The following is a 21,462-nucleotide window of genomic DNA, read 5'->3' as shown; positions in this document are numbered from 1 at the left end:
AGTCCCCCACTGCACTAAAGTGGTGACGCATTAGTGTGACGGGGGACTGTCCCCATGCTATACTAACAGTAACATGCCCAGTAAAATTATCAGCATAAATACGTACCGTTCAAATTTATGATTTGGAATGCGCCGATGTATAAAGATACCCATTAAGGTGGCAATTAGGATGACCGGCAAGGATAGGCCATAGAGAATAAATAATTCTCCCGACCATAATCCGCCAAGTGCCTGACCGACGACAACCATTACCCCAGAAATCAAAAAGTGTGCTTGTAAAGTTCCCCTGAAACGTTCTGGTTCAAAGCGGCGTATCGTTCCATAAACGACAACTGGAACACCGTTGAAATTATAGGCACTGCCCAGCATGCCAGCTGCAAAACCAAATGGTAACGCCCAAGCAGGTTTCGTCAACCTTGGGGGTTGTGCCTGGCTGGTCAGGAATGGTTTAGCGAGTGAGTAAATACCATAAACAATAAGGAATGTTCCAAGTGCTACTGTGATCACTATAGCAGGCGCGAATTTCACAAGCACAAGTCCTGCTGGGATACCAATCACTGTTGCAATGGCTAATCGTATAAGGGCTGGTCGGTCAATGTGACGCCAGCCAGTTGAGACGGTTAGTACAGCTACTGTGAGCCCGGCCAATCCGATTAACGAAATTGCCGTATGTAAATCAATTGGCATTAATGCGAGGAGTGGCATGCTTACAACCGCTTCACCGAATCCGAATGTAGCACGCATCAAAGCCCCGATGAAAACAGCTGCAATTACCAATATCATAACGGTGGTGCTCATACTAATAATCCCTTTTGTCCAAGCTCTAATTTATAATAAAAATACAAAATAGCCAACAACCCCATTTTCCTGTTTCTCTTCCCCTATTTTAACATTAAATTTGAAACAACCACACAAATAATGGCCCTAACACGGAACCAAATATTGCACTTAATGTCATGGCCACGGAGCTCATTGAAACCGTTAGTTCCCCGTATTCGAGGGCCTTAGAAGTTCCAATTGCGTGTGAGGCATTGCCAAATGCGATTCCTTTTCCCATCGGGCTCTCAATCCGTGCCCATTTTAGAATGGAAGGACCGATCAGGACACCTGTAAATCCTGCAATCATGACAAATACAACCGTAATCGAAGGAATCCCGCCGATTACAGAAGAAATCTGTATAGCGACAGGGGTTGTAATTGATTTAGGAATCAACGAAATAATGAAATCCCGCCCTACACCAAATGCCTTGGCAAATATATAACCGCTAACCATCGCGGCACATGACCCGACAAAAACCCCAGCTAATATAGGAAACATATGCTCCACAATCATTTTTCGCTGCTTATATAATGGGTAGGCGAGGGAGACAACAGCCGGTCCCAAAAGGGCGTCAATCCACTTTCCGCCGATCATGTAACTATTATAGGAGACACCGAATACCAGCAAAACGGACACAATAGTAATTGTCGAAGTTAAAATAGGGATAAATACTGGAATATGAAAACGTGCATATAGGCGAACCATCATCAAAAAGACTCCAATCGTAAACAGAATCATAATGATTGTGTATAGCGTTTGCTGCATTCCTGCTCCTCCTTTCTTTTCAGCTTCTGTCTTTCAAAAAACTGACTTATCGTTCCTGCAGTTACCATCGTAATTATGGTGCTGACAACTACAATTAACAATAATACAACACCACTCCATGAAAGTAAGGATGGGTATTTCATGATTCCGATTGTAGCTGGGATAAAAAATAAAGGTAAATACTTTAAGATGAACCCCGCCCCATCCTCCATCAATTTAATTGGAATAATCTTACATGACAAACCAGCCAACAATAACAGCAGTCCTATAATGCTGCCAGGAAGCGGGATATGAAGGATGTTATGCAAACCTTCGCCGAATAAAAAAATCAGATATAAAAGGGCTATTTGAGAGATGATCCTAATGATTTTCATGATGTAGTATCGCTGTTCTAACTAAAAGAACAGCTTTCCTTCCTCTCTTTATCATTAAAATAGTAAGAAGGAAGACTATTAACTGTGTCTTCCTTCTTACCTTTATCGACTTATTATTTGTATTATGAGGTTTCGTTTACGTTCCATTGAATAATCATATCACTTTATCCAATTTTTTTAAATTGAATGGACCTGCCAATATAATGTATATTAGAAGGCTAAAAAGGACTATCTATTCTATAACCTGCATATTCCAACTGGACAATCCTCGCAATGGCAAATCTTTTTTAAACCGGTTAAATCCAACAATTCGATATTTCCTTGTTCGCATTTAATCATGCCACTTTTTTTAAACGATTTAAGCATTCGGTTGACTGTCTCGCGACTCGAACCTATTAAATTTGCAAGTTCACTGTCGGTGAATTTTTTTGAAATAACGATTTTTTTACCACTCTTAATGCCGTACGTATTAGCTGCCCGAACTAGCATCGCGGCAAGGGCACCGTTCTTGCCATGGAATAACAAGTCCCTTAGCTTTAATTGTGTATAGTGCTGCATATGGGTTTGCCATTGGGCGAACTCAATGGCTAAATCACCATCTTGCCAAAGGAGTACCTTCAGATGAGCCTGTTTAATGACTCCAATCACACATTTTTCCACTGCCACCGCTGTCAATGCGCTAGTTTGCTTATGCATTGGATCAAACTCGCCGAATAAATCTCCGGGGAAAAAATAATGCAACGTCAAATCCTTACCGTCTTCACTTAACTTAGTCAACTGTACTGTACCTTCTTGTAAAAAGAATAGCTTATCATTCGAATCGCCCTCCCAAAATATCCGGGAATCCTTACTGAACGTTTCCAGATTCATAATCTCACGTAACTTTTGCATGCTTCTGTCAGATAAGTGAACCGTATTCGTTTCCACCGTTAATTGATTGACAAGGCCCATAAGAATTTGCCCCCTCTGTATTGGTGGGGACAGTCCCCCACCCTACTAACGCGTTAACGCATTAATGTGGTGGGGGACTGTCCCCCCATTTCCAAACCTCTATTTCTAATTTCTACTATACAAAACTTTACCAATTCTGTACACCAGGATTTTCCTGATGTGTTCATCCAGTTATGCTTGATGCTGGGCCGAAGAATTCATAATTAATATTGCAATCTTCTACTTGGCGTCCTTTCAGCAGCTGGTACATTGCCCGCATAAATGGAGCAGGTCCACAGAAATAGAAGTTAGCATCATAGCTTGGCAGAACAGATGTCAGCCATTCTTCATCAATATACCCTTCCTTATCATGGTTGTTCATTAATTTATCCTCATTTGTTGGGCGATCATAAATAACGAATGAGGAAACATGACTGGAATTATCAGTAATCTCTTTTACTGCATCACGCATGGCATGAACATTACCTGATTGCGCAGCATGAATGAAATATACCTCACGCTCTGGCTGCTGTTTTACTACAGTTTCGAGCATGCTCATCATTGGTGTAAGACCTACGCCACCACTCATCAAGACAAGTGGACGATCATCTGTTTGATTCAAAACGAAGTCACCAGATGGTGCAGTAATCGGGAGAATACTTCCCACGTCTAATGTTTCGTGTAAATAGTTGGATACAATTCCGGCAGGTTGATGGTTAATTGCATCTTCCCGTTTTACACTAATCCGGTAGTATCCTTCGTCAGGTGCACATGATAAGCTGTATTGACGCAAATGCACGTGAGGTTCGCCTTCGATTTCAGCTTTTACAGTTATATACTGGCCAGCCTGATAGGATGGAAATGGGTTATTATCCGCCGGTTCAAAATAGAAAGATGTGATTACGTCGCTTTCTTTTACCTTTTTGATAACTTTAAAATTACGAAAACCAGTCCATCCACCGACAGTGTCTGTCATTTCTTTATACATACTTTTTTCTGTTTCTATGAAAACAGAGGCAATTACACCATATGCACGTTCCCAGGCTCCAATAACAGCATCATCAGCTGCATCGCCAAGCACTTCTTTCATAGCCAGTAATAAGTATTTACCTACGATCGGATAATGTTCAGGTTGTATGTTAAGACTTTTATGTTTTTGAGAAATTTGTTTCACCGTTGGAAGAATCGTTTCCAATTTGTCAATATTGTAAGCAGCTGCATAAACAGCACCCGCAAGTGCCTTTGATTGATCCCCTTTGCGCTGATTTGTCTGATTAAATATATTTTTTAATTCCGGGTGGCCTTCAAACATGCGTTGGTAAAACACTTTTGTAATTTCAGTTCCATGTTCTTCCAATACGGGTACAGTTGCCTTTATAATGTCAATTGTCTGTTGATCCAAACCAGTTTTTGTTTCAGTAGCCATAGTAAAACTCTCCCTTAGTTTATTAAACATGTATTTTGAATACATGTTTTGTACACTTAAAGAATAACACGTTTTGATAGGAAAAAGAGTGGATTCCTGTTACAATTCTGTTAACGTTTTAGGGGGAGTTTTTGGCATGCAATTAAAAAAATATACAGATTACGCTCTGCGCGTTCTAATCTATACTGGAACGAAAAATAATGATGAATTAGCAAGTATAAAAGAAATATCTAAGACGTTCGCCATTTCCCAAAACCATTTGGGTAAGGTTGTCTTTGAATTAAATAAAAAGGGGTACCTTGAGACGGTCCGCGGCCGTAATGGCGGTATCCGCTTGGCAAAACCTCCTGAGGAAATGAATGTTGGTGAAATTGTTCGCGAATTTGAGGATGACTTTGCGATTCTGGAATGCTTTGATAAATCCAGAAATCACTGTGTCATCACACCCGCATGTAAATTAAAGCACGCCTTAAACGAAGCAGTCCAAGCATTTTTACAAGTACTTGATGACTATACAGTAAACGATTTAATCACCAATCGGGGGCATCTGAAGAAGCTGATGGGAATTGACTAGTTGTTAACGCGCAGATACCCTGCTAGTTCCTTGATTTTTTCCTCAGGGAGCGCCTCCTCTATCATTGGGAAAATTACGCGTTCTTCCTCCCTGACATGATTCGCAAGCAAGGTACCCAGTTGATTCAATTCTTCAAGGGAAGCATTCCTTATCACTTCCATTAGCGAACGAATTTTCACATGTTCCAACAGCATTTTAGCTATTGCCGGCTGGTCATCAATTGAAACAAATTGGGCATATGCAGGTAACAATATTTCTTCTTCCTCGCGAAAATGCTTTTGTCCGCCATTTCGCCAAAAATGCTGTGCCTCTATTTTGATGTCGTCCGGAGATAGTTTGCTTTTTTCGGTACCCGCCTGTTTCAATTTTAATGCGATAACCAGTGCGTGATGGTGGTGGTGGGATAATGGATAAAGTGATTCATGCCTTTTAATGCCTTTGTTTTTCTTATTCATTCATTTGCGCCTCCGATTGCCTTCTATTTTTTCCTATACTCCATTTTAATTTAGATTTGAAAAATATGACGATTTCTATGAATAAAAACAACAATACAATCCACGGGCCAACTGTCAGAATAACATGTCGCAAATGGGCAAAGGACGAACTACCTGGCAGTTGAAAGCGCGCGGTAAAGGCGTAAAGCATGCCGAATGTAAAGTTCCGTGACCATTGAGATACATCATACTTTCCAACACCTCCGACAATCCCAAATTTTTTTATTCGTAAAATTGCCCGATACAATTCAACTGCTTCAATAAGGACAAAAAATACAATTGCCCACATCCACAAAAAAAATTGAAAATGATAATCAAATACTTCAGTAGTTACTGTTGCAAGACCAGTAATCGATATCGCCCCATGTACGATACAATTGGTATTTTTCCAATCATCTGCCAGATTCCAATTCCTTTGTAATAGGTAACGTCGGAATATCAAATAAAACCCAATTATATAAAGTAAGATGCCAAAACTAATCAGGCATATATTTCCAAAGGCTGGTAAAAGGCGGTGAAAAATATTATATAAAAGCAAAACAATCGATTGTGTGCCAACTGTTGGGAGTAATAATACACCGTGCGCGTTATCCTTGGCGCTACTCTTGAAAATTATCAAAAATGCAGGGAATACATAGCTGAGAAACCAGAGATAAAGCAGAATATTTAACATTCCCATGATATAAGGGAAGATGCCTAAATCGAGTGAGAACTGAAAAATCACATTTCCAAGCACAGATGTTCCAGCAACCCATGTTCCGACAGCAAATAAGTGAACCGGATCTTTCAGATGTTTCTTATGAAAAGAATGGTCTAATAATGTCGACATAATGGCCAAAACAATGAGTGACCATATTGCAGCAAGAATGAATGCAAATATTTCACCATAGGCATAGAACGAAAACTGCTGCATGGCACTGTATAAGAAAATCCCGATTGCCATAACGATTGCCCCTGCGGCTGTAGGTGTATCCTCTTTATTGAAACATAGCTGGCGTATGGCAAAACAAAACAGCAATGCCGCAATAAAACCTAATAAATTTATCATGATGACGAACCTCCAAGCAGGCTGCCGGAACCCCAGCCACCTGCTTTTATTTATCCGTTTCTTTTATATCCGTTTCGCGAACGGTACTGCTGCGGAGCTCTTAATGGATAATTGACCGGTAAACTGTAAAAATGGATTAACCGCGTAAATGGAATAGATGCAAATAATCCAAAAGCTGCGATGATATGAACCTTGAATAGAAGCGGTACGGATTCCATTAACTGATAGTTCGGATTTAACACAAACAAACTGCGGAACCACGGGCCGATTGTTGTGCGATATTCATATTCCACAACTGTTGTATTATATATAATCGTCATGTATGCACCCATACCTGCAACAATCAACAATGCGATAACAGTGAAAAAGTCAGCAAATGTAGCATGAATTCGGACAGGATCGACGACAATTTTACGGATTAACAAAATGATTAATCCAACGACAACCATTAGACCCGCAAGGCCTCCCCCATAAATGGCGCCGATATGGTATAAATGATCAGTAATCCCAAGAAACTCATAAAAATCTTTTGGCACGACCATCCCCATGAGGTGTCCAATAAACGCAAAGACTATTCCCCAGTGAAACAAAGGTGAGCCGATTCTCAGCCACTTTTTTTCAAAAAACTCTGTTGATGGTGCAGCCCAGCTTAACTGTCTGAACGCATACCGGTAAAGGACACCAACAATCATGATTGCTATTGTAATGTATGGGAAAATAACCCACCAAAAGTAAGTGGTCATTTAGATATCCCCTTTCAACTTCGTGATTAAGAATACATAATTGGATATGGTAATTCTTCTAAATCTGCATCCTCTCGCTCAAATTCCAACTTCTCAACTTCTTCTTTGTTTGGGGCTGGAAATACATGCTCCATTAGCATTAATAGAATAGCAATATACGGATTATTTTCAGGCATATGTGTCAGCATCCTTTGAACAGCAACAGCAAGTCGCCGTTTAAGGCGTTCGTGTTGTGAATCCCACGATGCAACAGCAAGGAACTCAAGCAGCATTGGTATATAGTCTGAAAGTTCACCCTCCGTCCGCTCAAACCCTGCATTATTGACAATTTTCTGTAATTTTATAAGGGCTGCGCCACGTTTATTGCTATCACCAAGCTCGTGAGCCGTCAGGTAAAGTCCTACGTTTGATTTCAAATCAAATGTTGCCACATAAAGTTCCCTGAGTTCCTTTAGTGTTAAGCTATTTAACGGTGTTAAAGCCTTTTCCAGGTCCATTAACAATGGCAGCGACTCAATATTCTCCATAATGCAGGTTTTAATATCCTTTTGTTCTACCATGAATCGATCATTTGGATAGGTCAACAACCTGGAAGTAATCGCGAGTAATGCACGTTCCTGTTGCTCCATCGTTTAATCCCCTTTCCTGAATACAATCCCTTCCGGTGGTGCTATCTCTTCAAGGCTGCAGGCTCCCTGCTTATAGTAGAGGTCATCGTCCATTTCTCTTCGGCCTGTAGGAATAACAAAACGTTCATTGTATTTCGCAACACCTAACAGGCGGGCCATTTCTTCAATTTCCTCTGGATTGGTATCTGCTTCGTTTAATAACCTGCTCGCACGAAATTCGTCAATGCCGCCTACTGTTTTCCCGCGCATATGTACACGCATCGCCGTTAATTTAAGCAAAACCTTACGAATGACCTCTGTATCACCTGCCGTCAAAAGCGACGCCAAATACTCCATTGGGATCCGCATTTGATCAACAGCTGGGATATATCCATCTGTTGATAATTCATTTTCATTTGTAATATGATTCATAATTGGGCTTAGCGGGGGTACATACCATACCATTGGCAACGTACGATATTCCGGATGCAATGGTAATGCAATTTTCCACTTAATTGCCATTTTATAGACTGGCGAATTCTGTGCACCTTCAATCCATGCATCAGTAATTCCAGCTTTTCGTGCTTCCTTAATAACTTGTGGATCAAATGGATCAAGAAAACAGGATAGTTGTGATTCGTAAAGGTCTTGTGCATCTTCAACAGATGCTGCATCCTTTACCTTATCTGCATCATATAGTACAACACCAATATACCTGATCCGTCCTACGCATGTTTCTGAACAGATTGTTGGCAAGCCCGCTTCCGTTCTTGGATAACAGAAATTGCACTTTTCCGCTTTATGTGTGTTCCAGTTATAATAAACTTTATGATAAGGGCAACCACTCATACAAAAACGCCAGCCACGACATGCATCCTGATCAACTAACACAATTCCGTCTTCATCCCGCTTATACAGTGCACCTGACGGACAAGACGCAACACAAGACGGATTCAAACAATGTTCACAAATTCGCGGCAAGTACATCATAAATGTTTTTTCATACTCCATCGAGATGTGTTCCTGCAGCTTTTGGACATTAGGGTCCAATGGAACGACTTCACTGCCCCCGGCTAAATCGTCATCCCAGTTCGGACCCCATTCAGGTTTATCGATATATTTTCCAGTGATCCTGGACTTTGGACGGGCCACAGGAATATTTTCTGATTTGGGACTGTTGATTAAATGCTCGTAGTCATATGTCCACGGTTCATAGTAGTCATCCATATTTGCCATATCGGGATTGTAAAAAATATTGGCCAGTTTCGAAACCGGCCCTCCGGCTTTTAACCGGAGTTTGCCGTTTTTAAGTTCCCATCCACCTTTATAACGATCCCTGTTTTCCCAGCTTTTTGGGTAACCTGTCCCTGGTCGTGTTTCTACGTTGTTAAACCACATGTATTCTGTACCCGGGCGGTTTGTCCAGGTATTTTTACAGGTGACAGAACAGGTGTGGCAACCAATACACTTGTCTAAATGCATCACCATTGCAACTTGTGCCTTAATCCTCAAGCCAATCAACCTCCTTCAATCCTCTGATGACAGCAATCGTATCCCGTTGATGACCGGTTGGACCGTAATAATTAAATCCATAGCTTAATTGTGAATAACCGCCAATCATGTGAGTTGGTTTCAACGATATTCGGGTTACACTGTTATGCGTACCACCACGCTTTTTATTGATTGCTGTCGCTGGTACGCCTAACGTCCGGTCCTGGGCATGGTACATATAAGCCATCCCCTTTGGAATCCGGTAAGTAAGCACAACCCTGGCAGCAATGACGCCGTTGCGGTTATATACCTCAATCCAATCGTTATCTTTAATCCCAATTGAGGCACCATCCTCCTCATTCATCCACACTGTTTGCCATCCCCTGAACAATGTTGACATGTTGGTTGTATCCGTGAACATGGTATGAATGCCCCACTTCTGATGGGGGGTTAGGTAACGTACGGTAATTGATTTTCCGTTATTTTCAACTTCTTTCTCATTTTTCAAAAACGGCCCATGTGAAAGAGGAGGTAAATACAACGGCAGCCCTTCACCGAAATCAAGCATCATCTCATGGTCAAGATAAAAACTTTGCCGTCCCGTTAGTGTTCGCCAAGGAATGTTATATTCCGTATTAACCGTAAATGGCGAGTAACGCCGGTTACCTTTTTCCAAGCCACTCCAAACCGGAGTTGAAATTGCGTGACGCGGCTGGATTGTTAAATCCTGCAACGTTACGTCCTCTTCCTCGCGTCCCTTGGCAATATCAGCCAGCTTTTGTCCTGTTTTCTTTTCAAGTGACTTCCAACCGGCGACAGCACGTTTCCCGTTTGTTGCTCCAGACATTAGCAGGATGGCATCAATTGCTTTTATATCAGAATACAGATCAGGATTCCCTTTCCCAATCCCGTCTCTTTTTGATACACCCAAGCGACTGCTTAATTCTTCATAAACCTTTTCCCCCGGAATCATGACCCCTTTACCGCCATATCCCTTTTTGATTTCAGGCCCAATTGTTGTCATCTGTTGATAAACATTCGGGTAATCACGGGTAACGATTTGGAAATTCGGCATTGTCTTTCCGGGGATAGCCTCCACTTCACCTTTGCGCCAATCTTTAATTTTTCCGTGTGCCTGGGCAATCTCCCCTACTGAATCATGACCAAGCGGTGTCATCATCAAGTCCTCCGTTTTTGGCAGGTGCGTCTGGGCTAGTTCGGAAAATACTTTACTAATTTCACGGAACGTATCCCAATCGCTTTTCGCCTGCCACGGCGGTGAAATTGCGGCATTAAATGGGTGGACAAACGGGTGCATATCCGTACTGCTGATATCAAACTTTTCATACCACGTTGCTGCTGGCAGCACAATGTCGGAAAATAATCCGGAACTGGTCATTCGAAAATCTACACTTACTAACAGATCGACTTTCCCGGTTGGCGCCTCTTCGTCAGTTTTAACCGTTTTTGGCTGCCATGAGTTGTCAGTGTCAGCTAGTATTTGGTCCTCTGCACCAATTAAATGCTTGGCAAAATACTCATGACCTTTTCCACTATCACCAAGCAGATTTGATCGCCAGTTAAAGAACACGCGTGGAAAGTTACGCGGATCATCAGGGTTCTCAATTGCCCATTCTAACTTTTCCTCTTTAATTTGGCTGACGACATCATCAATCACTTCTTGATGATTATTAGCACCACGACCTCTGCTTTCTTTCACAAGATCAAGTGAATTCTGTGAAAACTGCGGAAATGAAGGTAACCAGCCAAGCCTCGCTGCCAGCGCATTAACATCTGCTGGATGCATATTATTATACTTTCCACCCCAGCTTGATTGTTCCTGATTTACTTTCGCTTCGTATCGAAACTGGTCAGTAGCAAAATAGAAAAATGATGTGCCATTTTGTAATCGTTGTGGTTTCAACCAATCATTGGCAAAAGCAACTTGCTGCCACCCTTCAAGCGGACGCACTTTCTCCTGTCCAACATAATGTGCCCAGCCGCCGCCATTTACCCCCTGTGAACCGGTCAGCAAAACCAGGTTCAGAATACAGCGGTAAATTTGATCACTGTGATACCAATGGTTGGTTCCTCCGCCCATCGCGATCATCGATTTTCCTTTTGTCCGGGCAGCGTTATCCGCGAATTCCCTTGCGACTTGGATGACATGATTTTTATTTACCCCTGTAATGCTCTCTTGCCAAGCAGGGGTGTAGGCTTTCGGGTCATGGTAATCAATAGGATAATCCCCAGCCAATCCACGATTGACACCGGTATGGGCCATCATTAAATCATAGACGGTAGTAGCTTTAATGGTATTTCCGTTTTTATCTTGAATATGTTTAACGGGAATGCCACGCTTAACAGATCCACCGTTTTTCACAGCAAAGTCGGGAAAACTGACCATTGCTGTTTCATCGGCTATTTCTATAAAACTTAATAAGGGATCGATGAGACTTCCATCTTCTTTTTTCAATTCCAGGTTCCAGTTGCTTCCTTCATCCCATCGGAAACCCTGACTGCCATTCGGTGCTTCCAATTGGTTAGTGCTTACGTCCCAAACAAGTGTCTTCCAATCTCCTTGGTTATGGTTATCATCGACATCTGTGGAACGGAGAAACCGGTCTGAACGACAATCGTCCTCTGTTTCGTTTAAGGTTACTAAAAATGGCAGATCGGTAAACCTTTTGGCATAATCAATAAAATATGGGGTTTCTTTCTCCACATAAAATTCTTTTAAAATAACATGTGTCATAGCCATCGCAAGCGCACCATCTGTCCCAGCTCTAGCAGGCAGCCACAGATCAGCAAACTTTTCATATTCCGCATAGTCCGGACTAACCCCGACGACCTTTGTTCCGTTATACCTTGCTTCGACCATAAAATGCGCATCTGGTGTGCGGGTTTGTGGTAAATTGGTTCCCCAGATAATAAAATATTTGGCATTGTACCAGTCTGCACTTTCGGGTACATCCGTTTGTTCGCCCCAGACTTGTGGTGACGCAGGCGGTAAATCTGCATACCAGTCATAGAAACTTAAAATGTTACCACCAATTAATGAAAGAAATCGTGATCCTGCAGCATAGCTAACCATTGACATTGCCGGGATTGGACTAAATCCTGCAACACGGTCAGGGCCGTATTTTTTAATCGTATAAATGGTAGCACTGGCGATAATTTCACAAGTTTCCTGCCAGGTTGCTCGGACAAAACCGCCTTTACCTCTGGCACCAACGTATTGCGCACGTTTTTTAGGGTCGCCAGCTATATTCTCCCATGCTTCAACCGGATCAAATCCTTGTTCACGTTCTGCCTTCCACAGTTCATATAAATCCCCTCGCATATAGGGGTGCTTCACCCTGATTGGACTATATGTATACCAGGAAAAACTCGCCCCCCTTGGACACCCGCGTGGTTCATATTCCGGAAAGTCGTCACCGGTTGAAGGATAATCCGTTTGCTGCGTCTCGGAAGTAATTATTCCGTCTTTCACATAAACCTTCCAGCTGCATGATCCCGTACAGTTAACACCATGTGTGGAGCGGACAATTTTGTCATGCTGCCATCGTTTCCGGTAAATATCCTCTGAATCCCTTGGACGCGGACTTTCCTCTGTCCAGCCTTTATTAATTCGCTCACCATATTTTAAATGTTTCAAGGTCTGAAACAACTTATTATCTTTTTTTCCCATTCAAACCACCCCCGTCAGCGAATTTCTGAATCGGATTAAAACGTTCTCCCATAATCCGGAAATTTCCCATTCCTTCCTCTAATTCTTCTAGAAAAACTGTTAGGCTAGGAGCATTTGCAGCTACTAGGATTAAGCGCTCTAACGTATCTAAATCATTCATTTCATAAACTGCTTCAATTAATCCTGCAGGAATATGGCCAAACCGCATCCTGAGTATCGCAATTAAATCTTCCCGATCCTGAACTAGATTCGCATTATCTTCAAATAAAAACAAACTGTTCTCCACCTTTCCAGTGTGTATTCCAAGATATGCTAACAACTGCTACATTTTCAGCATTTTATAATAATCGGCAATCATAGACTGCTTGCATTCTTCACCAAGCTGGTTTATGAAATCCTCAAGTTTTTTATCCAACCTCCCGATTGCTTCAAATGGGAAAAACTCTGACTTCACATGGGTATATTCCTCACCAAAGCGACAGATAAGCTGAATACCATTTTCCTTTTTGATGCCATTTGCCTGAACATCGTAAGGATGAATATGAATTGTTTCTAATTCGTTTACAATATAGCGGTATAGGTCTGGTGCTATTGCCCTGATTGATTGCTCCCCCTGCGTCATAGACGTTCCTCCTTACCAATTATTTCTTCCTAATGATGCGGCAATAATTTAAGTTCTTCCTGATTGTGCAATTGATCGACCAGGATTAATGCTTGAAAGTGTTGAACGACTTGATCATTTATTCCGCCCGCATCTAGGCTTTCTTTAATTTTCTTAACAAGTAATCGAAGTAGATTATGGTCACGTGTTAACGAAATTATCGAATCCTTTAGCTCTGGTGATTCCGCTGCCAATTCTTTATATAGTCCTTCTTCCTCTGATTCTGCATGCTGCAGTGTGCGGGTTTCCCAGTGCTCAACAATAATAAAAGCTAATTCCAAAGCTTTATCTCCCTGATTCTCCGTTACTAAACGGTCTAGTAATTCGGTTAATTCAGTCGCTTCAATTAATGCGGCCTCATGAATGGCATTGTGGCTATCCACATGCTTTAGTGCAGGACCTGACATGAATTCCCCTTCTTCCTTTTAGGATTTCTTGACTTCCATTAATAACCTTTTTATTTCTTCCTGATTTCTATCCAGTTTTAAAATTTTCTGCTCAATGTTTTCCAGCCTTTCCGTGATCGGATATAACGATTTTTGCAACATAACTTCTAATCTAGCTGCTTTTTCATTTGTTTTGTCTTCCATTTTCATTTTCCCCCTGTGCTTCAATTTCGAATTATCTTTATTGTAACGAGGTAAAAAAGAGAATGGTGTGACGGATGTCACAATTTAGAAAATGTGCAGATGATCCCGTGTCAAAGCACATCCTTTTCGCCTGGTCATAAACTAATCTAAAACATATACAAAGGACTGATTAATGATGTTTTTTTATATGGGATTATTTCTCTTGGTTATCGCGGTCAGTTTAGATGGATTTGGTGTGGGGATGACGTATGGCATGCGCAGGATTCGAGTACCTTTCGCGGCATTACTTATCATCATGCTTTGTTCGGGAGTTATCGTTTTAATTTCCATGACCGTTGGAACGTACATTACCTTATTTATCTCAGCATCCATTGCGGAGGCACTTGGGGGGGCGATATTAATTGCCATTGGTCTCTTCTGTCTCATCAATATCGTTCGTACAAGATTTTATGATGAAGCATTTATCCAAGACCAACATGAAATTCTTCGTTCCAGCAAAATAGGGAAGTATAAAAGTGTTCTTGCAAAACCGCAGCACGCTGACTTAGATCATTCTGGATCAATATCTGTCAGCGAAGCATTGTTATTAGGTTCAGCTCTTGCGTTCGACGCGTTTGGCGCAGGTATTGGCGCCGCAATGCTCGGATATTCACCAATTGTCACGGCGTCCCTAATTGCTGTAATGAGTGGGGTATTTGTTTATAGTGGTATTCAGTCGGGAATTTTTTTATCTGCTAATAAATCCATGCAAAAACTAACATTTCTACCACCATTGTTTTTAATTGCACTCGGCATCTTTAATATCTTTTAATAAGGTTCTCTCCGCATAGTAAGTTGCTAATATCATCGCAGTAGATATAAAATGCAACGTAACTTTATATGAGTGTTAATCCATCGCTGCTTAAAGAACACTGCGCTTTCCGTGGGCAGCTGATGAGCCTCCTTGCCCTAAGGTGCGCGCAGTATATTCAAGATGCGATGATAGATCCACATATTTGTGTATTAACTATACCTTTTTCAGTGCCCTCAGCGTAAGCTCAAGGAGGCCATGAAAGCGCAGTGTTTTTTTAGCAGCGGTCGCAGGGAACATGACTTTTAGTTACGTCGCAGTTTATGTGACAAAATCAACTCAGAAAAAAGCCTTTAATAAAAGCAGAAAAAGCTGTCCAAGAAAGCATTCACTTTCTTGGACAGCTTTTTCTCTGTTCCAATTAACCTAAAGCTACATCTAAAATCATCATAACTGTAAATCCGACCATAAGTGTTAAGGATGCCAAATCTTTGTACCCGTTTTCCTGGGAACTCGGTACTACCTCTTCCACCACAACGAAGATCATCGCTCCGGCGGCGAAACTTAATGCATATGGAAGCATTGGTTCAATAAACGTAACTGCAAGTACACCAATCACTGCCGATATCGGCTCCACCAACCCGGATGCTTGCCCGTACATAAAACTTTTTCTTCGAGACATGCCGTTTCCTCTGAGCGGCATGGCAACTGCTACACCTTCAGGGAAGTTTTGAATACCAATTCCGATTGCAAGAGCTACAGCACTGGCTATCGTCGTAGAATTTAATCCCGCTGCAACCGCACCGAATGCTACCCCAACAGCAAGACCTTCCGGGATATTATGCAACGTGATCGCTAGCACTAGTAAGGTACTACGTTTTTTCTTATTTGGGTTAATACCCTCCGCACTGTCCATTGATAGCCCCGGGTGTAAATGTGGAAGAATTTTGTCTACACCCCATAAAAACAATCCACCAAGCATAAAGCCGATAGCTGCTGGGATCCAACCGGGTAATGGACCATCTTCGGCCATACTTATTGCTGGTGAAAGCAATGACCAGAAACTGGCCGCAATCATAACCCCTCCTGCAAAACCAAGCATACTATCCAAAAACTTTTGATTCATATTTTTTTGCGTAAACACGAGCGAGGCACCAAATGCGGTCATCCCCCAGGTAAATAATGTTGCTATGATTGTGATAACCACAGGGTCCAAGCTTTCCAAATAATCCATCATGTTCATCATCCGCCCCATTTGTCAAAAGTACTTATTGTTCACCATACACATAAATGTTGCATTTGGCAAACAATAAGAAACACTTTTTTAAAGTGCTTTAACTAAACCACCATCAACAATAAGCGATTGACCTGAAATATACGTATTCGCACCAGAAGCAAGAAATACAATTGCCCTGGCAAACTCATCTGGCCGACCATAGCGTTTCATCGGGACCTGCCGTTCCGCCTTCTGTTTGACTTCAGCAACAGAACTGCCTGTTTGAACCGCCCGGTGATGGTTCAATGCACGAATCCGGTCTGTTTCAATTGTTCCAGGACCAACCGTATTGACTAGTATATTATCTTCACCCAATTCTTGTGATAAACTCTTTGCAAGACCTGCGATTCCCGGGCGCATGGTATTTGAAAGCACCAAATTATCCAGATTTTGCTTTATGGATGATGAAGCGATGTTCACAATGTGACCCTGGTTTTGTTTTTGCATGAATGGAACTACTGCACGCGTTGTGCGAATAAAACTTAGTAAATTCAATTCAAATGCATGGTACCAATCCTCATCTGTCATATCCAAAAATTTTCCCGCCGGCGGCCCACCGGCATTATTAATCAATACATCAACCGTTCCATTCCTCTTTGAAGCTTTCTCCACCATTGCCTGAATAGCTTCTTTGTCCTTCATGTCACATACAATATAATCCACATTTTTGTTTGATGTTTCGTTTTTAATCTCTGTTACAGCAGTTTGAAGTGTTTCTTCGCTTCGACTTGCTAATAAAACATGAGCCCCTTCTCTGGCAAATTCGGTGGCTATGGCTCGACCTAGACCTTTACTTGCAGCTGTTACGATAACGGACTTTCCTTTTAAACCTAATTCCATGTTAAAAACCTCTTTCCTTCAGCAATTTATACTTTTTATTATCCATTGATATATGTATTTTTACAATTCCAACAGCTTATGTGCATTTTTATTAAATTATTAAAAACTGCGTGATACAATGAAATTATGAAGGAACGAAAAACACTTAACCCTGTGTTGGGAATTGCTTCGGATACAGGGTTAAGTGTGCAGTAAACGTTTATTTTAATTTCCAGGTGGACGATTCGTTCTGTATTTATTTTTATTTTTCATATCGTTCAGTTCTTCCTTACTTTTGTGTTTCTTCTTTTTATCTTTCGCCATTAAATAACCTCCTTTTCGTTTAGTTTACCTAATTCAAATAAATAAATGTAAGATGGAAACATTGATTTTTGTGGAGATGATTATATGAAAAATGTTTGGCATAAGCGGCTTCAGCTACTGACTGGTTGGATTACATTATTTATCATTGGTACAGACTTATTTGTAGTCTCCCCACTACTGCCATCTATAGCCGAACAATATCAGATCACCCCATCCAAAGCAGGTTGGATGGTTACGGCTTTTTCCCTTATGTATGCCTTAGGCGCGCCATGGTTTGGTGCATTCTCAGATAAATGGGGGCGTAGAAAGATGATTACGTATGGCCTCATTGGCTTTATGATTGCAAATGTAATCACTGGATTAGCGCCAACATTTTCTGTACTTTTAGGAAGTCGCATTTTAGCCGGACTGGCCGCCTCAATGGTGACCTCATCCGTCTTTGCCGTCACGGGGGATTCGGCGCCAAGTGGCAAAGGTGGAAGATGGCTGGCCATTGTAACTTCCGGATTCCTTACCGCATTATGGACTGGAGCTCCAATCGGGACAGTATCCGCCCAGATTTTCGGATGGCAATATATTTTTTATACATTAGCAATTGCAGCAATTGCACTTGCTATTTTAAATGTCCGTGTTTGGCCGAGTCAGAAGTCAGATTTGCAAAAAAAGCCAGCAGTTCCAAAAATGGGAGAGCTTGGCAGGATTCTTTTGGATGTAGCTGTCACCATGTTCTGGGCTGGAGCAGTTTATGGTTTATATACTTTTCTTGGGACAGGATTAAAATCAGTCAACGACTTTTCCTCGGACCTTGTTGCGGCATCATTGATTGTATACGGAATCGGAGCCATTGCTGGTAGTTTATCCGGAGGCCGGCTGGCGGATTTATGGAATATCCAAGCTGTTTCACTTTTTAGCTTGATTGCGCTTGCTGTAGCCTTGGCATTAATTGGCGTGTTATTTTCCACTTGGCTATGGATCTGGCCATTGCTTGCAGTCTGGTCATTTGCAGGATATGTTTCATTTTCATCGTATCAGGCCAGGCTGGCGCAAAAATATCCAGACAGACTTGGTACAGCAATGGCTTGGAACCAAACAGCGATGTACGCAGGTATTACATTGGGCTCCGTTTTCGGTGGCTGGATTATCAAGATATGGTCATTTCAAGCTTTACCGCTCCTTTGTGGCGCTTTCGCATTACTAGGGGCACTGTGGTATCTCGTTCGCATGAAATGGGCGGATAACTAATTTTTAAAAATAGGGGGCAGCGGACCAAATGATGAAAGTCGAACAATATTTAAAACGAATCAGCACGAATAATAATGATATAAGCCTGAAAACACTAAATCATCTGCAATTACAACATATGCTCCACGTTCCATTTGAAAACTTGGACGTGATTCATCAAATTCCAATTGCACTGGATGTTGAAACCTATTACAGGAAAATCGTTATAAACCATCGGGGTGGTTTTTGCTACGAATTAAACGGTCTATTTAACTGGCTATTGCAAAGACTTGGCTTCAATAGTCGTATTGTATCGGCGACTGTTCAACGTCCCGATGGCTCCTGGGCATTTGAAGGAAGCCATGCATGTCTAATTGTTGAGCTTGATCAGCCGTACCTAGTGGATGTCGGATTTGGTGATTCAGCAAGATTCCCCCTTCCCCTGACAGGTGAAGCACGGAAAGATATTAGTGGAACATACCGTCTGATGAAGGTTCAAGACGGTATCTATGATTTACAAAGGCAGAACAAAAACGAATGGGATACGTTATACCGTCTCGACACAAAGGGGAAAAAGCTAGCCGAGTTCGAAGATGCTTGCCAGTTTAATCAAACTTCACCAGAGTCTCATTTTACGCAAAAGAAAATCGTATCAATCGCCACTTCAAACGGACGTGTTACACTTTCAGGAAATTCCCTAATCCTTACCCATAATGGGGAAAGGCAAAAGACGAAGGTTGAGGCTGGAGAGGAACCAACCGTTTTGAAAAAGTATTTTGATATTAAGTTATAACAGTTTATAGAAATAAAGCCCATCAGGAAATTGACTGAACTCCTAATGGGCTTGTTTGATTATTTATAGCGATTATGAATATTATTTTGTTTATACGTGCCATCTTCACCGAACTCAAACAGTTCTAGCGAAAGCGCTAAATAGCGATCCTCAAACAGGCTGTTAAAGTGCTCCTGCATCATTTCAAATAAATGATCACAAGCAGCTTTTTTTACCTCTTTGGACCGGCCTGGTGCAATTTTCATGGTTACATGGACAAATGCATCATCTTCACCGGTTCCATCCGCAACAAAATACTCGGTCAGCTTAACGGCACGCGACCTGATTGCACCAGGTGAAAATGTGTCACCTTCTGAAATCAATGATTGATTAATTTTTTTCAAAAACCCGCCAATATTTGCTTCGCTTTGAATATTATCTGTGTATTCAACTGTTATGTGTGGCATTAGCTTTCCTCTCTCCTTACCGTCCGAAATTCTTGTCCCCAACTATGGTGCTTTTCAACGACCCAATACCTTCTATCTCAGTTTCTACTACATCACCCTCATAGATATGGACTGTTCCTTTCGGTGTTCCTGTTAGAATTATGTCATTTTCACTTAGCGTCATGAAGCTGCTCAGATATTCAATTAAATACGGAATATCGAACACCATGTCTTTCGTTGTTCCTTCCTGCTTCAGTTCGCCATTCACATATGTGCGGAGTCCCAAGTTCATCGGGTTGTCAATATCATCACGATCCACATACCAGGGACCAATTGGTGTCAAAGTATCCCTGTTTTTCGCGCGTAAATTAGGGCGATAATAGTTTTCCAAATAATCACGTATCACATAGTCGTTGGCAATGGTATACCCTTTCACATAAGAATACGCATCGTCTTTTTTTACATGACGTGCTGTTCTGCCAATTACAACAGCAAGCTCACATTCATAATGCATATGTGTGGCACCACTGGGACGTCTTGTTTGGCCGTCATGACCAACAACCGTATTTGGTCCTTTTAAAAATACAAGTGGTTCTTCCGGTGCCTTAAAACTAATTTCGTTTGCATGGTCTGCATAGTTCAGTCCAAGTACAAAAATCGTACTCGCTTCGATTGGTGTCAACCATACTACATCAGATTGTCCAATTATTCGTCCATCAGCAAGCTTCAATTGATCCTCAATCACTTCTGCCTCATGGATTCCTCCAAAACAAGCAACACGTGCATGCTTCACCGCTGTCCACCTCCCGGAACAAGATCCGCTTCGTCAACAAATGTATTTTCCAAAAAACCTACTTCTGACAATTCAATACGAACGGAATCACCTTTTTTCACGAGTGGCGCATGTTCCGGCACTCCGACAAGGAGCGTATCCCCTTTGTATAAAGTCATGAAATCAGTAACTTCCGATATTAATTGCGCGACGGAACGAACCAGATTTTTCGTGTTATTTTCCTGGACAAGTTCCCCGTTTACGTAAACACGAATGATTATATGATCCGGGTCGTTTACCGCGTCACGGTCAATAACCCATGGCCCTACCGGACAAAATCCGTCGCGTACTTTATTTTTAATATCCGGCCGATAAAAGCTTTCATGTGGAATGCTAACATCGTTTACAATGGTATAGCCTGCAATATAATCCATTACATGGTCCTTAGCTACATTCGTCGCTGTTTTCCCAAAAACAACTCCAAGTGCTGCCCCAACTTGAACAGTGTTTTCATCCTTAGGAATGGCAACTGCATTATTATGGCTATTTACCGTATTCCCAGGTTTAATATACATAATTGGTTTTTCGGGTGGAGCATTATATGGTTTGTCATGCAGGGAGTCTTTCATCAACTCAAGCTGCCCCTTAAAGTTTAACAGCGTGCCATAGATTGTTCCTGTTACTGGTGATTGAAAGGAAACGTCACGATGATTAAAGGTTCTGCCATTCCATGTAATATCATCCGAATAATCGGTACTTATTTCGTCAAATTGATCAGATCCAGCAAATTTCACTTTTGCCCGATGCACAATATCCCTCCTTGTTTG

At 41.7% G+C, this 21,462-nt stretch carries 24 protein-coding genes; 4 read left to right on the top strand and 20 right to left on the bottom strand.

The window, feature by feature from the left end; genetic code table 11:
• Positions 1-57: 57 nt before the first annotated feature.
• The 5 genes from CFK37_RS11045 to hmpA form a co-directional block, all read right to left on the bottom strand.
• The gene (locus tag CFK37_RS11045; RefSeq protein WP_089061908.1) at positions 58-798 is read right to left on the bottom strand and encodes a sulfite exporter TauE/SafE family protein; all 741 of its coding nucleotides are present in this window, start codon (positions 796-798) and stop codon (positions 58-60) included.
• Positions 799-892: 94 nt separating this feature from the next.
• Positions 893-1,585: an LrgB family protein gene (locus tag CFK37_RS11040; protein WP_089061907.1), complete on the bottom strand. Its 693-nt coding sequence runs from the start codon at positions 1,583-1,585 to the stop codon at positions 893-895.
• Complete coding sequence (locus CFK37_RS11035) at positions 1,555-1,959, bottom strand: CidA/LrgA family protein (RefSeq protein ID WP_089061906.1); 405 nt, start codon at positions 1,957-1,959, stop codon at positions 1,555-1,557. Before CFK37_RS11035 ends, CFK37_RS11040 begins: the two co-directional genes overlap by 31 nt.
• Positions 1,960-2,196: 237 nt before the next feature.
• A complete protein-coding gene (locus tag CFK37_RS11030; protein ID WP_089061905.1) occupies positions 2,197-2,910 on the bottom strand; it encodes a Crp/Fnr family transcriptional regulator in 714 nt (237 codons plus the stop codon).
• Between the two features lie 163 nt (positions 2,911-3,073).
• The gene (gene hmpA, locus CFK37_RS11025; protein WP_089061904.1) at positions 3,074-4,315 is read right to left on the bottom strand and encodes an NO-inducible flavohemoprotein; all 1,242 of its coding nucleotides are present in this window, start codon (positions 4,313-4,315) and stop codon (positions 3,074-3,076) included.
• A gap of 136 nt (positions 4,316-4,451) precedes the next feature.
• On the opposite strand from hmpA, the gene CFK37_RS11020 reads away from it, so the two are divergent.
• The gene (locus CFK37_RS11020) at positions 4,452-4,889 is read left to right on the top strand and encodes an Rrf2 family transcriptional regulator (RefSeq protein WP_089061903.1); all 438 of its coding nucleotides are present in this window, start codon (positions 4,452-4,454) and stop codon (positions 4,887-4,889) included.
• On the opposite strand, the gene CFK37_RS11015 is transcribed toward CFK37_RS11020, so the two are convergent.
• The 10 genes from CFK37_RS11015 to CFK37_RS19935 are packed head-to-tail and all read right to left on the bottom strand — an operon-like array spanning position 4,886 to position 14,215.
• Positions 4,886-5,344, bottom strand: a complete 459-nt coding sequence (locus tag CFK37_RS11015) for a hemerythrin domain-containing protein (RefSeq protein WP_245837206.1) — start codon at positions 5,342-5,344, stop codon at positions 4,886-4,888. The two genes, CFK37_RS11020 and CFK37_RS11015, sit on opposite strands and share 4 nt — an antisense overlap.
• On the bottom strand, positions 5,337-6,431 hold the full coding sequence (locus tag CFK37_RS11010; RefSeq protein WP_089061902.1) for an SLAC1 family transporter: 1,095 nt from the start codon (positions 6,429-6,431) through the stop codon (positions 5,337-5,339). Before CFK37_RS11010 ends, CFK37_RS11015 begins: the two co-directional genes overlap by 8 nt.
• A gap of 50 nt (positions 6,432-6,481) precedes the next feature.
• Positions 6,482-7,174 (bottom strand): respiratory nitrate reductase subunit gamma, encoded by a 693-nt coding sequence (gene narI, locus CFK37_RS11005; protein ID WP_089061901.1) that lies wholly within the window; start codon positions 7,172-7,174, stop codon positions 6,482-6,484.
• Between the two features lie 26 nt (positions 7,175-7,200).
• Positions 7,201-7,803: a nitrate reductase molybdenum cofactor assembly chaperone gene (gene narJ, locus CFK37_RS11000; RefSeq protein WP_089061900.1), complete on the bottom strand. Its 603-nt coding sequence runs from the start codon at positions 7,801-7,803 to the stop codon at positions 7,201-7,203.
• Positions 7,804-7,806: 3 nt separating this feature from the next.
• On the bottom strand, positions 7,807-9,294 hold the full coding sequence (gene narH, locus CFK37_RS10995; RefSeq protein ID WP_089061899.1) for a nitrate reductase subunit beta: 1,488 nt from the start codon (positions 9,292-9,294) through the stop codon (positions 7,807-7,809).
• On the bottom strand, positions 9,284-12,964 hold the full coding sequence (locus CFK37_RS10990; RefSeq protein WP_089061898.1) for a nitrate reductase subunit alpha: 3,681 nt from the start codon (positions 12,962-12,964) through the stop codon (positions 9,284-9,286). Before CFK37_RS10990 ends, narH begins: the two co-directional genes overlap by 11 nt.
• The gene (locus CFK37_RS10985; protein ID WP_089061897.1) at positions 12,948-13,238 is read right to left on the bottom strand and encodes a hypothetical protein; all 291 of its coding nucleotides are present in this window, start codon (positions 13,236-13,238) and stop codon (positions 12,948-12,950) included. Before CFK37_RS10985 ends, CFK37_RS10990 begins: the two co-directional genes overlap by 17 nt.
• 48 nt (positions 13,239-13,286) lie before the next feature.
• On the bottom strand, positions 13,287-13,586 hold the full coding sequence (locus tag CFK37_RS10980; RefSeq protein ID WP_089061896.1) for a hypothetical protein: 300 nt from the start codon (positions 13,584-13,586) through the stop codon (positions 13,287-13,289).
• Positions 13,587-13,615: 29 nt separating this feature from the next.
• Complete coding sequence (locus tag CFK37_RS10975; RefSeq protein WP_089061895.1) at positions 13,616-14,032, bottom strand: hypothetical protein; 417 nt, start codon at positions 14,030-14,032, stop codon at positions 13,616-13,618.
• Positions 14,033-14,050: 18 nt separating this feature from the next.
• The gene (locus CFK37_RS19935; protein ID WP_157724839.1) at positions 14,051-14,215 is read right to left on the bottom strand and encodes a hypothetical protein; all 165 of its coding nucleotides are present in this window, start codon (positions 14,213-14,215) and stop codon (positions 14,051-14,053) included.
• A gap of 172 nt (positions 14,216-14,387) precedes the next feature.
• Between CFK37_RS19935 and ytaF the strand changes: the two genes are divergently transcribed.
• Complete coding sequence (ytaF, locus tag CFK37_RS10970; RefSeq protein ID WP_342746700.1) at positions 14,388-15,026, top strand: sporulation membrane protein YtaF; 639 nt, start codon at positions 14,388-14,390, stop codon at positions 15,024-15,026.
• 400 nt (positions 15,027-15,426) lie between these two features.
• On the opposite strand, the gene CFK37_RS10965 is transcribed toward ytaF, so the two are convergent.
• Positions 15,427-16,242: a ZIP family metal transporter gene (locus CFK37_RS10965; protein WP_089063626.1), complete on the bottom strand. Its 816-nt coding sequence runs from the start codon at positions 16,240-16,242 to the stop codon at positions 15,427-15,429.
• Positions 16,243-16,329: 87 nt separating this feature from the next.
• Positions 16,330-17,121 carry an SDR family oxidoreductase gene (locus CFK37_RS10960; protein WP_089061893.1) on the bottom strand — a complete coding sequence of 264 codons (792 nt, stop codon included), beginning with the start codon at positions 17,119-17,121 and terminating at the stop codon, positions 16,330-16,332.
• A 387-nt stretch (positions 17,122-17,508) separates the two neighbouring features.
• Here CFK37_RS10960 and CFK37_RS10955 point away from each other — a divergent pair, with 387 nt between their 5' ends.
• Positions 17,509-18,666 carry an MFS transporter gene (locus tag CFK37_RS10955; RefSeq protein ID WP_089061892.1) on the top strand — a complete coding sequence of 386 codons (1,158 nt, stop codon included), beginning with the start codon at positions 17,509-17,511 and terminating at the stop codon, positions 18,664-18,666.
• A 28-nt stretch (positions 18,667-18,694) separates the two neighbouring features.
• Positions 18,695-19,438: an arylamine N-acetyltransferase family protein gene (locus tag CFK37_RS10950; protein WP_245837205.1), complete on the top strand. Its 744-nt coding sequence runs from the start codon at positions 18,695-18,697 to the stop codon at positions 19,436-19,438.
• A gap of 59 nt (positions 19,439-19,497) precedes the next feature.
• Here the strand turns inward: CFK37_RS10950 and CFK37_RS10945 are convergent, their stop codons facing one another.
• From CFK37_RS10945 to CFK37_RS10935, 3 genes are read right to left on the bottom strand one after another with little or no spacing between them, the layout of a single operon-like run.
• A complete protein-coding gene (locus CFK37_RS10945; RefSeq protein WP_089061891.1) occupies positions 19,498-19,884 on the bottom strand; it encodes a 5-carboxymethyl-2-hydroxymuconate Delta-isomerase in 387 nt (128 codons plus the stop codon).
• Between the two features lie 16 nt (positions 19,885-19,900).
• Positions 19,901-20,656: a fumarylacetoacetate hydrolase family protein gene (locus CFK37_RS10940; protein ID WP_089061890.1), complete on the bottom strand. Its 756-nt coding sequence runs from the start codon at positions 20,654-20,656 to the stop codon at positions 19,901-19,903.
• The gene (locus tag CFK37_RS10935) at positions 20,653-21,444 is read right to left on the bottom strand and encodes a fumarylacetoacetate hydrolase family protein (RefSeq protein ID WP_089061889.1); all 792 of its coding nucleotides are present in this window, start codon (positions 21,442-21,444) and stop codon (positions 20,653-20,655) included. Before CFK37_RS10935 ends, CFK37_RS10940 begins: the two co-directional genes overlap by 4 nt.
• Positions 21,445-21,462: the final 18 nt, after the last annotated feature.

The organism is Virgibacillus phasianinus, assembly GCF_002216775.1.
GTDB lineage: Bacteria > Bacillota > Bacilli > Bacillales > Amphibacillaceae > Virgibacillus_F > Virgibacillus_F phasianinus.
Note: the sequence above shows the minus strand (reverse complement) of the source record. Positions and strands in the feature narration are given on the sequence as shown.